The 16,484-nt window shown below is 71.7% G+C and carries 8 protein-coding genes; 1 reads left to right on the top strand and 7 read right to left on the bottom strand.

All coding sequences use genetic code 11. From position 1 onward, the window contains the following. Positions 1-62: 62 nt before the first annotated feature. From ACFVU3_RS35910 to ACFVU3_RS35880, 7 genes are all read right to left on the bottom strand, one after another. Positions 63-587, bottom strand: coding sequence for a CinA family protein (locus ACFVU3_RS35910; RefSeq protein WP_390072980.1), 525 nt, complete (start codon positions 585-587; stop codon positions 63-65). Continuing rightward, positions 584-1,258 carry a CDP-diacylglycerol--glycerol-3-phosphate 3-phosphatidyltransferase gene (gene pgsA, locus ACFVU3_RS35905; protein WP_390072979.1) on the bottom strand — a complete coding sequence of 225 codons (675 nt, stop codon included), beginning with the start codon at positions 1,256-1,258 and terminating at the stop codon, positions 584-586. The genes ACFVU3_RS35910 and pgsA overlap by 4 nt, the downstream gene beginning before the upstream one ends. Continuing rightward, a complete protein-coding gene (rimO, locus tag ACFVU3_RS35900) occupies positions 1,255-2,742 on the bottom strand; it encodes a 30S ribosomal protein S12 methylthiotransferase RimO (protein ID WP_390072978.1) in 1,488 nt (495 codons plus the stop codon). The genes pgsA and rimO overlap by 4 nt, the downstream gene beginning before the upstream one ends. Before the next feature lie 94 nt (positions 2,743-2,836). Then, positions 2,837-3,658, bottom strand: a complete 822-nt coding sequence (locus ACFVU3_RS35895) for a helix-turn-helix domain-containing protein (protein WP_390072977.1) — start codon at positions 3,656-3,658, stop codon at positions 2,837-2,839. Between the two features lie 259 nt (positions 3,659-3,917). After that, complete coding sequence (locus ACFVU3_RS35890; RefSeq protein WP_390072976.1) at positions 3,918-6,740, bottom strand: DNA translocase FtsK; 2,823 nt, start codon at positions 6,738-6,740, stop codon at positions 3,918-3,920. 179 nt (positions 6,741-6,919) lie between these two features. Then, positions 6,920-7,594, bottom strand: a complete 675-nt coding sequence (locus ACFVU3_RS35885) for a two-component system response regulator (protein WP_031015299.1) — start codon at positions 7,592-7,594, stop codon at positions 6,920-6,922. 302 nt (positions 7,595-7,896) lie between these two features. Continuing rightward, entirely contained in the window at positions 7,897-13,431 is a 5,535-nt protein-coding gene (locus tag ACFVU3_RS35880; protein ID WP_390072975.1) for a HAMP domain-containing protein, read from the bottom strand. A gap of 269 nt (positions 13,432-13,700) precedes the next feature. On the opposite strand from ACFVU3_RS35880, the gene ACFVU3_RS35875 reads away from it, so the two are divergent. Beyond that, complete coding sequence (locus tag ACFVU3_RS35875) at positions 13,701-16,346, top strand: SpoIIE family protein phosphatase (RefSeq protein ID WP_390072974.1); 2,646 nt, start codon at positions 13,701-13,703, stop codon at positions 16,344-16,346. The last annotated feature ends 138 nt before the right edge of the window (positions 16,347-16,484 follow it).

The following is a 16,484-nucleotide window of genomic DNA, read 5'->3' as shown; positions in this document are numbered from 1 at the left end:
CGTACCGCCTCGCGCCGCGGCCGTGCGGGGAGCGATGTCGTGTTCTCTCTGGGCTGCAAACATCAATTCCCCCCGTTCTGTTCCGTATCCTGTGCCCGCGCATTTTCCGAGAGTTCCGCGTGGAGCAGTTCCAGCACGCTCCGCACGCTCTCTCTACGGATTTCCGCGCGGTCGCCGTTCAATCTCAACGACACCACTTTCCCCGCCGCCGCGCCTGTCGTGGCGGGTCCGGCGACCGCCACGTAGACGGTCCCGACGGGCTGCCCGTCCTGCGGATCGGGCCCCGCGACCCCGGTCGTCGCCATCCCCCAGTCGGCACCCAGCCGGTCCCGCGCACCCCGCGCCATCTGCGCCGCGACCTCGGGATCCACCGCCCCGCGTTCGCTCAGCAGTCCTGCGTCCACCCCGAGCAGCTCGTGCTTGAGGGGGGTCGCGTAGGCGGTCACGGAACCGCGGAAACTGCGGGAGGCACCGGGCACCCCGGTCAGCTCGGCGGCCACCAGACCTCCGGTGAGCGACTCGGCGGCGGCCAGGGTCTGACCCCGCTCCGCGAGCAGGCCGAGGACCCGGGCGGCCGCCTCGCTCATCGCGCCGACGTCTCCGCGCGGGCGGCGGCCCGCTCGGCGGCGAGCCCCTGGCGCCTCAGGACGACCGCCTGTCGCACATAATCCAGACCGGTGACGACGGTCAGCACGACCGCCACCGTCATCACCCAGAAGCGGAGCGTCGCCAGCGGGCCGGTGAGCATCAGCACGTACATGCCGACCGCCGTGCCCTGGGCGAGCGTCTTCATCTTGCCGCCGCGGCTGGCCGGGATGACCCCGTGCCGGATCACCCAGAAGCGCATCAGCGTGATCCCCAGCTCGCGCGCCAGGATCACCACCGTCACCCACCACGGCAGGTCACCGAGTCCCGACAGACAGATCAGGCCGGCCGCCATGATCGCCTTGTCGGCGATCGGGTCGGCGATCTTCCCGAAGTCGGTGACCAGGTTGTACGTGCGGGCCAGATGTCCGTCGAAGACGTCCGTGATCATGGCGACGGCGAACGCCGCCCACGCCCACGCCCGCCACACCGGGTCGTGCCCGCCGTCCTGGAGGAGCAGCACCACGAAGCCCGGGACGAGCACGAGCCTGATCATGGTGAGGATGTTGGCGATGTTCCACACGCTGACGGGGTTCACGGCCGCCGAGCCCAGCTTGCCGCGGGGCGCCGGCCTTCCGGACCCGCCCGTCGCGGACGCCGGGACTCCGGTCATCTGCCCACCTCCTCGACACACTCCGCCACGAGGTCGACGCCTTCGGTGCCCACGACCTTCGCCCTGACCATACGGCCCGGAGCCAGGTCGAGGCCCGCACCGCCACCCGTGGTGAGCAGCACCTGCCCGTCCGTCTCGGGGGCCTGGTGGGCGGCGCGGCCGATCCAGCCGTCCTCCTCGTCCTCGGACTCCACCAGGACCTCCAGCATCTCTCCGATCCGCTCCTCGGCGCGCTGCGCCGTGAGCTCCTCGGCGAGCCGGGAGAGGTGGGCGAGGCGCTCGTCCACGACCTCCTGGTCGAGCTTGTGCTCGTACGTGGCGGCCTCGGTGCCGTCCTCGTCGGAGTAGCCGAAGACGCCGATGGCGTCGAGCCGGGCGTGGGTGATGAAGCGTTCCAGCTCGGCGAAGTCGGCCTCGGTCTCGCCGGGGAAGCCGACGATGAAGTTGGAGCGGGCACCGGCCGTCGGGGCCTTGTCGCGGATCGTCGCGAGCAGGTCGAGGAAGCGGTCGGTGTCGCCGAAGCGGCGCATGGCGCGCAGCACGTCCGGGGCGCTGTGCTGGAACGACAGGTCGAAGTAGGGCACGACCTTGTCGGTGGAGGTCAGCACGTCGATCAGGCCGGGGCGCATCTCGGCCGGCTGGAGGTAGCTGACCCGGACGCGCTCGATGCCGTCGACGGCGGCGAGCTCGGGCAGCAGGCCCTCCAGGAGGCGGATGTCGCCGAGGTCCTTGCCGTACGAGGTGTTGTTCTCGGAGACCAGCATGATCTCCTTGACGCCCTGCTCGGCGAGCCAGCGGGTCTCGTTGAGCACGTCCGAGGGACGGCGGGAGACGAAGCTGCCGCGGAAGGACGGGATGGCGCAGAAGGAGCAGCGGCGGTCGCAGCCGGAGGCCAGCTTCACGGAGGCGACGGGGCTGCGGTCGAGGCGGCGGCGGAGCGGGGCGCGCGGGCCGGAGGCGGGCGCGAGGCCCTCGGGCAGGTCGCCCGGGACGTTCTGCGGCTCCTCGGCGGCTCCGTGGCCGGGCAGGGCGACCTCGGCGGCGGCCTGCTGGCGGTCGACCGGGGAGAGCGGGAGGAGCTTGCGCCGGTCGCGCGGGGTGTGCGCCTCGACGCTGCCACCGTTGAGGATGGTCTGGAGGCGGTTCGAGATGTCGGCGTAGTCGTCGAAGCCGAGCACGCCGTCGGCTTCGGGGAGGGCGTCGGCCAGCTCCTTGCCGTAGCGCTCGGCCATGCAGCCGACGGCGACGACGGCCTGGGTGCGGCCGTGGTCCTTCAGATCATTGGCTTCGAGGAGGGCGTCGACGGAGTCCTTCTTGGCGGCTTCGACGAAGCCGCAGGTGTTGACGACGGCGACGTCCGCTTCTTCGGCGTTCTCGACGAGCTCCCAGCCGTCCGCTGCCAAGCGGCCTGCGAGCTCCTCCGAGTCCACCTCGTTACGGGCGCAGCCGAGAGTGACAAGGGCGACGGTACGGCGTTCGGGCATGGACTCAAGACTACTTCGTCCCGGACGTGACCCCGTCGCTCAGGGTTCACCTGCGCGACGGAGGTCACACATGACGCGGCCGTCACTCCCTGTGTCAGCCGGCCTCGGGGTCGCCCTTGGTGTAGCTGAGCCGCTCCACCTGGCCGTCCTCGAACTTCTCGGAGACCTTCTTGCCGTTGACGTACAGCTCGATCGCGCCGGCGTTGCCGAGGACGAGGTCGACCTGGTCGTCGTCCTGGAAGGTCTTCGTGTCGCCCTCCTGGAGGAAGCCGTCGAAGAGCATCTCGCCGTCGGACGCCTTGGCCGAGATCCAGCTCTTGCCGTCGGCGGTGAGCTTGACCGTGACCTTGTCGGCCGGGACGGCCGCGATGGCGCTCTCGGTCGGCTTCGGGGCGGGCTTGACCGGCTTGGGCTTGGCGGCGGAGGTCGCCTTCTCCGGGGCGGGCGCCGGACCGCCGTCGGCGGCCGTCGTCCCCTTCGGCTGCTCGGCGCCGTCGAACATGGTGAAGCCGACGAAGCCGACGACGGCGACGATCGCCGCGACCATGGCGGCGGTCCAGTTGGGCCGCCGGGGCTCGGGGCGGATCCGTTCCGCCTCGAAGAGCGGCGCGGCGGGGGTGGGCGAGGGACGGCCGCCGTGATCGGCGTCGTACCGCTCGATCAGCGGCGCCGGATCGAGCCCGACGGCACGCGCGAGCGTCCGGATGTGACCGCGCGCGTAGACGTCGCCGCCGCAGCGCGAGAAGTCGTCCTCCTCGATGCCGTGCACGATCGGGATCCGGACACGGGTGGAGGCGCTGACCTCTTCGACGCTGAGGCCGGCGGCGATGCGGGCCTGCTGGAGGGTACGGCCGATCGGTTCCCGGTCGTCTGACGGGAACGTCCGGTCGTCTTCGGGGGAGTTGCCGATGGACACGAGAGCGCCTTTCGAGCGTGTAGCCACCTGCTGGACGTTCAGTCTATGGGTGGTACGAAAGGGTGGGGCAACCGGGCGGGCGCGGTTTGTACGCCATGAGGTTGAGGTTGCGTAGCGCGAGGACGGGACATCCTTCTGTCCCTTCGTCCAACTTGACGTACGGCCAGGGGAAACGGTTGCCCCCGGTTCCCTTACGAGTGAGTCTCGGCCCGGTCTCGAACGGGTACCCCGCCCCCGCCGCCCCACGCCTCCCGCCCGGTCACTCCCCCGACTCGCCGCGGATCACCGCGAGCACCCCGTCCAGCTCGTCCGGCTTGACGAGCACGTCCCGCGCCTTGGAGCCCTCGCTCGGGCCCACGATGCTCCGCGACTCCATCAGGTCCATCAGCCGGCCGGCCTTCGCGAAGCCCACCCGCAGCTTCCGCTGGAGCATCGAGGTCGAGCCGAACTGCGTCGAGACGACCAGCTCGGCCGCCTGGCACAGCAGGTCGAGGTCGTCGCCGATCTCCTCGTCGATCTCCTTCTTCTGCTTGGTGCCGACGGTGACGTCGTCCCGGAAGACCGGCGTCATCTGGTCCTTGCAGTGCTGCACCACGGCCGCGACCTCGGCCTCGGTGACGAAGGCGCCCTGCATGCGGACCGGCTTGTTCGCGCCCATCGGCAGGAAGAGGCCGTCGCCCTTGCCGATGAGCTTCTCGGCGCCGGGCTGGTCGAGGATGACCCGGCTGTCGGCGAGCGAGGAGGTCGCGAAGGCGAGCCGGGACGGCACGTTCGCCTTGATCAGACCGGTGACGACGTCCACCGAGGGCCGCTGGGTGGCGAGCACCAGGTGGATGCCGGCCGCGCGGGCCAGCTGGGTGATGCGGACGATGGCGTCCTCGACGTCCCGGGGCGCCACCATCATCAGGTCGGCCAGCTCGTCGACGATGACCAGGAGGTACGGGTAGGTCTTGAGCTCGCGCTCGCTGCCCGGCGGCAGCTGCACCTTGCCGTCGCGGATGGCCTGGTTGAAGTCGTCGATGTGCCGGAAGCCGAAGGCCGCCAGGTCGTCGTAGCGGAGGTCCATCTCCTTCACCACCCACTGGAGGGCCTCGGCGGCCCGCTTGGGGTTGGTGATGATCGGGGTGATCAGGTGCGGGATGCCCTCGTACGCGGTCAGCTCGACCCGCTTGGGGTCGACGAGCACCATCCGGACGTCCTCGGGGGTCGCCCTTATCATGATCGACGTGATCAGGCAGTTGATGCACGAGGACTTGCCGGAGCCGGTGGCGCCCGCGACGAGGACGTGCGGCATCTTCGCCAGGTTGGCCATCTCGTAGCCGCCCTCGACGTTCTTGCCGAGCGCCACCAGCATCGGGTGGTCGTCCTCGGCCGCGGCCGCGAGCCGCAGCACGTCCCCGAGGTTCACCATCTCCCGGTCGCTGTTCGGGATCTCGATGCCGACGGCGGACTTGCCGGGGATCGGCGAGATGATCCGCACGTCCGGCGAGGCCACCGCGTAGGCGATGTTCTTCGTCAGGGCGGTGATCTTCTCGACCTTCACGGCGGGCCCGAGCTCGACCTCGTACCGGGTGACCGTCGGACCGCGGGTGAACCCGGTGACCGCCGCGTCCACCTTGAACTCGGTGAAGACGTTCGACAGCGCGTCGACGACGGCGTCGTTCGCCGCCGACCGGGTCTTCCCCGGCCCGCCCCGCTCCAGCAGGTCGAGCGAGGGCAGCGCGTAGCTGATGTCCCCGGCGAGCTGGAGCTGCTCGGCCCGGGGCGGCAGGTCGGTCGGATCGGGCGCCGGCTTGGTCAGATCGGGTACGGGGCCTCCCGCGGGCCGCTTCGCCCCGCCCCGCGCGGTCGGCACGTTCGGCGGAACCTTCGGCAGGGGCGGTACGGGCCCGGTGGCCTCGTCCGCCGCCCGGCCGACCCCTTCGGCGAGCGCCGCGTCGCGCTCGGCGGTCACGTCCTTGGTCAGGTCGGCGACCAGCGGCGACGGCGGCATGCCGTTGAGCACCGCGCCGTCCAGCGCGGCCGCCGCGGCCGCGGCCACGTCGACCGGGTCCAGCCCGTGCTCGTGGTCGGGGGTGGCCGTACGGGGCCGGGCCGTGCGCCCGCGCCGCTCCAGCGCCTCCGCCTCGGCCCGGTCCACGTCGTACGGGTCGGCCGGACCGCCGGTGCGGCGCCGGACCGGCCGGGCGGCGCGCGGCGGCGCCTCCCGCCGGTCGTCCTCGTACGGATCCGCCTCCGCGTATTCCTCGACGGCCTCCTCGTACGCGGGTTCGAGCAGACCGAGCCGGACGCCGAGCCCGCGCAGCCGCTGCGGGATCGCGTTGACCGGGGTGGCGGTGACGACGAGCAGTCCGAAGAGCGTGAGCAGCACCAGCAGCGGGACGGCCAGCGCCTCCCCCGTCATGAAGACCAGCGGCTGCGACGAGGCCCAGCCGATCAGCCCGCCCGCGTCCTGCATGGCCTCGGAACCGGCGTCCCGGCCGGGCGAACCGCAGGCGATGTGGACCTGCCCGAGGACACCGATGACGAGGGCGGAGAGCCCGATCACGATCCGGCCGTTGGCCTCGGGCCGCTCCGGATAGCAGAAGAGCCGGAAGGAGACGGCGCCGAGCAGCAGCGGAACGAGCAGGTCGAGCCGGCCGAAGGCGCCGGTGACCAGCATCTCGACGAGATCACCGACCGGGTTGTCCAGATGCGACCAGGTGCCGGCGGCGACGATCAGCGCGGCGGCGAACAGCAGCAGGGCCAGCCCGTCCTTGCGGTGGACGGGGTCCAGCCCCTTGGCACCGCGCCCTATCCCCCGGAACATCGCGCCGACGCCGTGCGCGGCCCCGCGCGCCACCTTGTACACGCCCCCGGTCGGGGACGGCGCCGGCCGGCGTGCGGGCCGCTTCGCCGCGGCCTTCTTCGCGGGCGCCCGCTTGGCGGGCGCGGCCTTCTTGGCCGCCGTCTTCTTCGCGGGCGGCTTGCCCGGGGACTTCGCCGCGGACTTGGCGGCCGCCTTCTTCGCGGCGCCCGTCGTCCGGCCGGCGCGCGATGGTGCGGTGCCCTGGGAACCCTTGCCGGACGTACGTGAAGCCATGGTGCTGAGGTTACCGGTGAGCGGCCGGGCTGTCCGCCTCACCCGAACGTGTCGCCCTTGCCCCGGCACGGAGCTGACGACCGGTCACCCGACCCGGCCGCCCGCTGACGGAGCCTCGGACCCCGCGTCGAGGGCGCCGGCCCGGCCTCGCGCGAGGACCGGCTCGGCCCTGCCGGAGGTCAGCTCTGCGCGGGCAGCGAGGGCGCACCGCCGGTGCCCGGCTCCAGCGCGTCCAGCGCCCGCCGCAGTCCGGTGAGCTTGCGCTCCAGATGGGCGGCGGTGGCGACGGCGGCCGCGTCGGCGGACTCGTCGTCGAGCTGCTTGGACAGCGCCTCGGCCTGCTCCTCGACGGCGGCGAGCCGGGCGGACAGCTCGGCGAGCAGCCCCGCGGCCTCCTTGCCCTGGCCGCCCTCGCCGCCGCCCTCCAACTGGAGCCGCAGCAGGGCGGCCTGCTCGCGCAGCTTGCAGTTCTTCATGTAGAGCTCGACGAAGACCGAGACCTTCGCGCGCAGCACCCACGGGTCGAACGGCTTGGAGATGTAGTCGACCGCGCCGGCCGCGTACCCGCGGAAGGTGTGGTGCGGGCCGTGGTTGATCGCGGTGAGGAAGATGATCGGGATGTCCCGGGTCCGCTCGCGGCGCTTGATGTGCGCGGCGGTCTCGAAGCCGTCCATGCCGGGCATCTGGACGTCGAGCAGGATGACCGCGAAGTCGTCCGTCAGCAGCGCCTTGAGCGCTTCCTCCCCGGACGATGCCCGCACCAGCGTCTGATCGAGCGCGGAGAGAATGGCCTCCAGCGCCAGCAGATTCTCCGGCCGGTCATCGACCAGGAGGATCTTGGCCTTCTGCACCATGCCCCGTCCTCCTCGTCCCGGCAACGGCTCGACCCGGCTTCCGGAACCGCTGCCGGAACCGGGGGAAGCACCGGGCGCCGCCCCGGAGGACGGCTTCCTGGCGCCGTCCGTCCCTGTGCCGGTCATCGTAGCCGCACCCCGCGCGTCGCCACACCCTGTCACCGCGATGTCACTGTGCACAGTTCGGAAACGGGGCGCGGGTCGAGAAGGTTCCCCGTCCCGGACGGTCTCACACTCCGACGGCGACAGTACGCCGTCCGGTGCCGGACCCCGCACGGGGTCCGGCACCGGAGGGCAGGGCGTCACGCCCCGCTCATCCACTGCTCCATGACGGACAGCAGGTAGTCCGGGTCGACCGGCTTGGTGACGTAGTCGGAGGCTCCCGACTCGATCGCCTTCTCCCGGTCCCCCTTCATCGCCTTCGCGGTGAGCGCGATGATCGGCAGCCCGGCGAACTGCGGCATCCGCCGGATCGCGGTCGTCGTCGCGTACCCGTCCATCTCCGGCATCATGATGTCCATCAGAACGACCGTCACGTCGTCGTTCTGCTCCAGGACCTCGATCCCCTCCCGCCCGTTCTCCGCGTACAGCACCGCGAGCCCGTGCTGCTCCAGCACGCTGGTGAGCGCGAAGACGTTCCGGATGTCGTCGTCGACGATGAGGACCTTCTCGCCGGAGAAGGAGAAGGTGCGCCGCGGCGCCGCGGCCTCCTCCGCCTCCGCCCCGGCGATCTCCCCGAAGGCGTCCGGCAGCACCTGCGGACCCGGCTGCCCGGGCACCGCGCCCCGGCCGCCGCCCGAGCCGCCCGAGCCGGCCGCGCCGGCCGTGCCCGGCTTCTCGCCCGCGGGCCCCGCCTTGCGCCGGTGCCGGAAGAGCGCCCCGGCCCCCGACCGCGCCTCGCTCCGTACCGGAGAGGGCGGGAAGTGCGGGAAGGGGTGCCCGGCCGGCCCCTCCTCGGCCGTCTCCCGCGGGTCGTCCGACTCGCCCTGCCCGTACCCGTGCGGCGGCACCTCCGTCGGGTTCAGCGGCAGGTAGAGGGTGAAGGTGGAGCCGCGGCCGGGCTCGCTCGCCGCGAAGATCTCACCGCCCAGCAGCCGCGCGATCTCCCGGCTGATCGACAGGCCCAGACCCGTACCGCCGTACTTGCGGCTGGTGGTGCCGTCGGCCTGCTTGAACGCCTCGAAGATGACCCGCATCTTGCTGGCCGCGATGCCGATGCCGGTGTCGGTGACCGAGAAGGCGATCAGATCGGCGTCCGCGTCGCGCAGCGAGCCGGCCTCCAGGAGCTGCTCCCGGATGGACTGCGGCACGTCCGCGCCGGCCGGCCGGATCACCAACTCGACCGCGCCGGAGTCGGTGAACTTCACCGCGTTGGACAGCAGGTTGCGCAGCACCTGGAGGAGCCGCTGCTCGTCGGTGTGGAGGGTGGCCGGCAGCTCGGGCGAGACCCGGACCGAGAAGTCCAGGCCCTTCTCCGCGGTGAGCGGCCGGAAGGTCGCCTCCACGTAGTCGACGAGCTGGACGAGGGCGATCCGGGTCGGGGAGACGTCCATCTTGCCCGCCTCGACCTTCGACAGGTCGAGGATGTCGTTGATGAGCTGGAGCAGGTCGGAACCGGCGCCGTGGATGGTCTCGGCGAACTCGACCTGCTTCGGCGTGAGGTTGGTCTCCGCGTTGTCCGCGAGCAGCTTGGCCAGGATGAGCAGCGAGTTGAGCGGGGTGCGCAGCTCGTGCGACATGTTGGCGAGGAACTCGGACTTGTAGCGCATGGAGACGGCGAGCTGCTCGGCGCGCTCCTCCAGGACCTGCCGGGCCTCCTCGATCTCGGTGTTCTTGACCTCGATGTCCCGGTTCTGGCGGGCCAGCAGCTCGGCCTTGTCCTCCAGCTCCGCGTTGGAGTTCTGGAGCTCCTTCTGCCGGTGCTCCAGCTCCGCCGACCGCTCCTTGAGCTGCTCGGTCAGCTCCTGCGACTGCTGGAGCAGCACCTCGGTCTTGGTGTTGACGCTGATGGTGTTGACCGTGGTCGCGATCAGTTCGGCGATCTGGTTGAGGAAGTCCCGCTGGATCTGCGTGAACGGCTGGAAGGAGGCCAGCTCGATGACGCCGAGGACCTTCCCCTCGAAGAGGACGGGCAGCACGATCACGTGCGCGGGCGCGGCCTCGCCGAGCCCGGACGAGATCTTGAGGTAGCCCGGCGGCACGTTGACCTGGATGGTCCGCTTCTCCTCCGCCGCCGTCCCGATGAGGGTCTCGCCGGGGCGGAAGGAGGTCGGCATGGAGCCGGCGGAGTATCCGTAACTCCCGCGCATCCGCAGCTCGTACGAGCCGCCGCCCTCGCCGACGAGTTCGGTGTCGTGGTTGGCGGAGCCGATCGGCGTCGCCACGAAGAAGGCGCCGTGCTGGGCGGAGACCACCGGCGTCAGCTCGCTCATGATGAGCGAGGCGACGTCGTCGAGGTCCCGGCGGCCCTGCATGAGGCCGGAGATGCGGGCCAGGTTGGACTTGAGCCAGTCCTGCTCGTCGTTGGCGAGGGTGGTGTCGCGCAGGTTGGCGATCATCGTGTTGATGTTGTCCTGCAGCGCCTGGATCTCGCCCGCCGCGTCCACGCCGTCGATCTTGACGTTGAGGTCGCCGCGGGTCACCGCGGTGGCGACGGCCGCGATGGCCCGCACCTGCCGGGTGAGGTTCCCGGCCATCTCGTTCACGGAGAGGGTGAGGTCGCTCCAGGTGCCCTCCACGTCCCGCACCCGCGCCTGGCCGCCGAGCTGCCCGTCGGTGCCCACCTCGCGGGCCACGCGGGTGACCTCCTCGGCGAAGTTCGACAGCTGGTCGACCATCGTGTTGATGGTGTTCTTCAGCTCCTGGATCTCGCCCCGGGCGTCGATGTCGATCTTCCGGGTGAGGTCGCCCTTGGCGATGGCGGTGGTGACCGCCGCGATCTGCCGCACCTGACCCGTCAGGTTGTCGGCCATGCTGTTCACCGAGTCGGTGAGGTCCTTCCAGGTGCCGGAACCGCCGGGCACCCGGGCCTGGCCGCCGAGGATGCCGTCGGTGCCCACCTCACGGGCCACCCGGGTCACCTCGTCGGCGAACGCGGACAGCGTCGTCACCATCGTGTTGACGGTCTCGGCGAGCTCGGCGACCTCGCCGCGGGCCTCGACGGTGACCTTCTTCGTGAGATCGCCGTTGGCGACCGCCGAGGAGACCCGCGCGATGTTCCGCACCTGGCTGGTCAGGTTGTTGGCCATCAGGTTGACGTTGTCGCTCAGGTCCTTCCAGATGCCGGTGACGCCGCGCACCCGGGCCTGACCGCCGAGGATGCCCTCGGTGCCCACCTCACGGGCCACCCGGGTCACCTCGTCGGCGAAGTTCGACAGCTGGTCCACCATCGTGTTCACGGTGGTGACGAGCTCCAGGATCTCGCCCTTGGCGTCGACCGTGATCTTCTTCGACAGGTCGCCGCGGGCGACCGCGGTGGTGACCTCGGCGATGTTCCGGACCTGGAAGGTCAGGTTGTTCGCCATGAAGTTCACCGACTGGGTGAGGTCCTTCCAGGTGCCGGAGACCCCCTGCACCTCGGCCTGGCCGCCGAGGATGCCCTCGGTGCCCACCTCGCGGGCCACCCGGGTCACCTGGTCGGCGAAGGACGACAGCTGGTCCACCATCGTGTTGAGGGTGTTCTTCAGCTCCAGGATCTCGCCCCGGGCGTCCACGTCGATGGTCTGCGACAGGTCGCCGCGGGCGACCGCGGTGGCGACCTGCGCGATGTTCCGCACCTGGGCCGTCAGGTTCCCGGCCATGCTGTTCACCGAGTCGGTCAGGTCGCGCCACACGCCGGCGACGCCCGGCACCTGCGCCTGACCGCCCAGCCGGCCCTCGGTGCCCACCTCACGGGCCACCCGGGTCACCTGGTCGGCGAAGGCGGAGAGCTGGTCGACCATCGTGTTGATGGTGTTCTTCAGCTCCAGGATCTCGCCCCGGGCGTCCACGTCGATCTTCTGCGACAGGTCGCCGCGCGCCACGGCCGTGGTCACCTGCGCGATCTGCCGCACCTGGGAGGTCAGGTTGCCGGCCATGAAGTTCACGGAGTCGGTCAGCTCGCGCCAGCGTCCGGAGACCCCGTCCACCCGCGCCTGACCGCCCAGCCGGCCCTCGGTGCCCACGTCCCGCGCCATCCGGGTGACCTGGTCGGCGAAGGACGACAGCTGCGACACCATCGTGTTGACGGTGTTCTTCAGCTCCAGCATCTCGCCGGCCACGTCCACGGTGACCTTCTGCGACAGATCACCGTTCGCCACCGCCGTCGTCACCTGCGCGATGTCCCGCACCTGGCCGGTGAGGTTGTGGAAGGCCGTGTTCACCGAGTCGGTGAGGTCCTTCCAGGTACCGGCCGCGCCCTGGACCTGCGCCTGACCGCCGAGCCGGCCCTCGACACCGACCTCCCGGGCCACCCGGGTCACCTCGGAACCGAAGGCGGACAGCTGGTCCACCATCGTGTTGACGGTGTTCTTCAGCTCCAGCATCTCGCCGGCCACGTCCACCGTGACCTTCTGCGACAGATCGCCGTTCGCCACCGCCGTCGTCACCTGCGCGATGTCCCGCACCTGGGTGGTGATGTTCCGGAAGACGGTGTTGACCGAGTCCGTCAGGTCCTTCCAGGTGCCCGCCGCGCCCGGCACCTGCGCCTGACCGCCGAGCAGACCCTCCGCGCCGACCTCGCCCGAGACGCGGGTCACCTCGTCGGCGAAGGTCCGCAGCGTATCCGTCATCTGGTTGATGGTGTCGGCGAGTTGGGCGATCTCGCCGCGCGCGCTCACGGTGACCTTCTGCGACAGGTCACCGTTGGCGACCGCCGTCGTCACCTCCGCGATCCCTCTCACCTGATTGGTGAGGTTGCCCGCCATCGTGTTGACGGAGTCGGTCAGGTCCTTCCACACGCCGGCGACCCCGGCGACCTCGGCCTGACCGCCGAGCTCGCCCTCGGTGCCCACCTCGCGGGCGACCCGGGTCACCTCGGACGAGAACGACGACAGCTGGTCCACCATCGTGTTCACGGTGTTCTTCAGCGAGAGCATCTCGCCGGCCACGTTCGCCGTGACCTTCTGCGACAGGTCGCCGTTGGCCACCGCCGTCGTCACCAGCGCGATGTCCCGCACCTGCGCCGTCAGCTGGTTCGCCATCGTGTTGACGGAGTCCGTGAGGTCCTTCCAGGACCCGGACACGCCCCGCACGTGCGCCTGACCTCCGAGGATGCCCTCGGTGCCCACCTCGACGGCCACCCGCGTCACCTCGGACGCGAAGACCGACAGCTGGTCCACGAGATGGTTGACGGTACGCGCGACCTTCAGGAACTCCCCGCGGAGCGGCCGCACCGTCCCGTCGGAACCCTCCGAACGCAGGTCCATCCGCTGTTCGAGGTCGCCCTCGGCGACCGCCGTCAGCACCCGGCTCACCTCGGACACCGGCCGCGCGAGGTCGTCGACGAGCGCGTTGGCCGCCTCGATCGCGGCCGCCCAGGCGCCCTCGGTGGCCCCCGCCTCCAGCCGCTCGGACAGCTTGCCCTCGCGTCCGACCACCCGCCGCACCCGCGACAGCTCGCCGGTGACGTGCATCTGCCGGTCCGCGACCTCGTTGAAGACGGCCGCGATCTCGGCCATCACCCCGTCGCCGGAGACGGTCAGCCGCCTCCGCAGATTTCCGTCGCGCATGGACACGAGCGCGGACAGCAACCGCTCCAGCGCGGCCACGTCCACCTGCACCGTCCCCCCACGGGAACGCCCGCCTCTCGCGCGCGTACCGCTGCCGCCGCCGCGTCGCGCCGCCGTGCCAGACTCCACCGTGTCCCTCCCGAAAGGGGTTCGACCGTTCCGCTCCGGCTCCCGCCGAAGCATGCCCAGTGTTTCACCGCGACCGAACCAGGCGATAACAGTTCGGCAGCTTCGCACAACGTCCCCACCCCCGGAGGGCGGAAACAGCGGAGACCGGCATCCGCGGGGACGGCGAAGGTAAGTAACCTGGCATCCGGCTGTCCAGCCGCCCCGGTCCGCCCGGCGGGGGCGGTGTGGAGCGCGTACGACCACCGGGCAGCGGGAGGGGCAGACCGAGCATGGCAGAGCCGGGCGTCGAGACGCGTACGAGGAGTGCTGTGATCACCGCGCGGGCGACTGCCACCTTCGACCCCGTCGGACGGTCCGTCGCCGCCGCCCGGGCCTTCGTCCGGGACACCCTCCAGGGCTGGGGCCACCCGGAGCTCGTGGACGACGCCGTCGTCCTCACCAGCGAGCTGGTCACCAACGCCGTGGTGCACGCCGGCACCGCCGCGGACGTCCTGTGCCTGCGCTCCGAGGACAGCGTCCGCGTCGAGGTCGCCGACCGCTACCCGGAGCGCGAGATCCCGGTCCAGAGCGGCCGCGGCATCGCGAGCCCGGACCGGGAGAACGGCCGCGGCCTGCTCCTGTGCGCCGCCCTCGCCGACCGCTGGGGCGTCGACTACTCCCCCACCCGCAAGCACGTCTGGTTCCACCTCGACCTCCCCCAGCGCCCGGTCGGCACCCGCTCGGCCGGCCCGGTCCTCCCCGACGCCCTCCTCCCGGTCGCCGACAGCCGCGTCCGCGTCGCCGTCGTCCAGATCGACCAGGGCGGCTCGATCACCTCGTGGAACGAGGACGCCGAAGACCTCTTCGGGTACGCCTCCGAGCAGGTCACCGGCAAGCCGCTCGGCGACCTCGCCGCCTGGCCGCACACCCCCGGCATCGGCACCGGCCTCGCCGAGGCCCTCCGGCTCTCCCGCTGGGAGGGCAGTTACGGGCTCCGCCGCTCCGACGGCCGTGTCATCCCCGTGTACGCCTCCCACCTGCGGGTCCGCGACGCCTCGGGCGAACCCTCCACCGTCTGCCTCCTGGTGCGCGAGGACGAGCGCGCGGTCCTCCAGACCCCGCAGCGCCCGGCCGCCGACCCCGGCGCGGAGAGCCGCGCCACGGACCCCTTCGAGGTCTTCATCGGCTCCCCCGCCCCCGACGACCTGGACGGCCTGCTCCAGCGCACGGTCGAGCGGGCCCGGGACATGCTCGACGGCGACTCCGCCTTCCTCCTCCTGGCCACCGACGACGAGACGGAGCTGGAGGTCCGGGCGACGACCGGCCTCCCGGCGGCCCGCCAGCGCTTCGCCCGCGTCCCGGTGGAGACGGGCGCCAGCCGGTACGGCTCCGCCCGCATGCCCGCGGTCCACGAGGACCTGGCCGCCGTCCCCGGTGCCGTGCCCCTCCTCGAAGGCACCGGCATGCGCTCGGTCGTCACGGTGCCCCTCAAGGTGGAGGGCCGCCTCACCGGCTCCCTCGGCGTCGCCGCCGAGGCCGCCAACCGCTATTCGAACGAGGAGGCCCTCCGCCTCCAGTTCGCCGCCGACCGCATCGCCCTGGCCGTCGAGTCGGCCCGCCTGGGCGAGCTGGAGCGGCTCCGCCGCGGCTCCCTCAGCTTCCTCGTCGAGGCGTCCGACCTGCTGGCCGGCACCCTCGACCGCGACCAGACGCTGGCCCTGATGGCCCAGATGACGGTCCCGACCCTGGCCACCTGGTGCGCGGTGTACACGATCGCCGACCCGACCTCGGACCCGTACCTGTCGTACGTGCTCCACGAGGACGAGGACCGCATCGACGGCCTGAAGGCCCTGCTGGGCTCCATCTCCCCGCCCGACCCGGTGCCGTCCCCCGGCGCCCGGCTCTGGACGGCCCCGGGCGACGCCGCCCACCGGGCCGCGCTGGCCGCCTCGGCCCGCGAGCTGGAGCATCTGGGCAGCCCGCTCTCGTCCGGCATCGACACCGCCCTGGCCACGGCCGGCGCGGTCGCGGGCGAGACGGTCGTCCTGCCCCTGGTCGCCCGCAACCGGGTGATCGGCATGCTGACCCTGGGCCGCCCGGCCGAGGACCACTTCCGCCAGGAGATCCTGGAGCTCGCCGAGGACCTCTCGCGCCGGGCCGCCCTGGCCCTGGACAACGCGCGCCTGTACTCGGAGCGCAACGCCATCAGCCAGTCCCTCCAGCGCAGCCTCCTCCCGCCGGGGCTCCCCCAGATCCCCGGCGTCGAGGTGGACGTCATCTACCGCGCGGCCGGCGAGGGGAACGAGGTCGGCGGCGACTTCTACGACGTCTTCCCCATCCGGGACGACGTGTACGGCTTCGCCATCGGCGACGTCTGCGGCACGGGCCCGGAGGCCGCGGCCGTCACGGGCCTCGCCCGGCACGCGCTGCGCCTGCTGGCCCGCGAGGGCTTCGGCGGCCCGGCCGTCCTGGAGCGCCTGAACGCGGCCATCCTCGACGAGGGCGCCCGCAGCCGCTTCCTGACCCTCCTCTACGGCGAGCTCCGCCCGCAGCCGGACGGCTCGGCGATCCTGAAGGTCGTGTGCGCCGGCCACCCGCTCCCGCTGCGTCTCCGCCCCGACGGCACGGTCACCCCGGCCGCCGAACCCCAGCCGCTGCTGGGCGTGATGGAGGACCTGGAGCTGTACGAGGAGACCTTCACCCTCGACCCCGGTGACGTCCTCCTCTGCGTGACGGACGGCGTCACCGAGCGCCGCGAGGGCACCCGCATGCTGGGCGACGACGGTCTCGCCGACGCCCTCAGGACGTGTACGGGCCTGACGGCCGGCGCCGTCGGCGGCCGCATCCTCCGCGCCGTCGAGCGTTTCGCCCACGCCCCCGCCTCGGACGACATGGCCATCCTGACGATGCGCCTGAGGGAACCGGACCCGAGCTGAGACCGCGAACGGCCGGCGCCTCCACCAGGAGGCGCCGGCCGCACAGTCTCAGGTCCGGACAGGGGCGGTGTCTTATAAACAAATCCCAGCGCCCCAGACCAATAAGCATGGCGGATTCCGGATTGGTCTTTGAAAAGT

The sequence above is a fragment of the Streptomyces sp. NPDC058052 genome (assembly GCF_042885515.1).
Taxonomy (GTDB): domain Bacteria; phylum Actinomycetota; class Actinomycetes; order Streptomycetales; family Streptomycetaceae; genus Streptomyces.
This window is presented reverse-complemented; position numbering and strand designations above follow the sequence as displayed.

Excerpts from the sequence above, each read along its gene's own strand:
- pgsA (WP_390072979.1), bottom strand. The coding sequence starts at position 1,258 with ATGACCGGAGTCCCGGCGTCCGCGACGGGCGGGTCCGGAAGGCCGGCG.
- ACFVU3_RS35890 (WP_390072976.1), bottom strand. The coding sequence starts at position 6,740 with ATGGCTTCACGTACGTCCGGCAAGGGTTCCCAGGGCACCGCACCATCG.
- ACFVU3_RS35875 (WP_390072974.1), top strand. The coding sequence starts at position 13,701 with ATGGCAGAGCCGGGCGTCGAGACGCGTACGAGGAGTGCTGTGATCACC.
- ACFVU3_RS35910 (WP_390072980.1), bottom strand. The coding sequence starts at position 587 with ATGAGCGAGGCGGCCGCCCGGGTCCTCGGCCTGCTCGCGGAGCGGGGT.
- ACFVU3_RS35885 (WP_031015299.1), bottom strand. The coding sequence starts at position 7,594 with ATGGTGCAGAAGGCCAAGATCCTCCTGGTCGATGACCGGCCGGAGAAT.
- rimO (WP_390072978.1), bottom strand. The coding sequence starts at position 2,742 with ATGCCCGAACGCCGTACCGTCGCCCTTGTCACTCTCGGCTGCGCCCGT.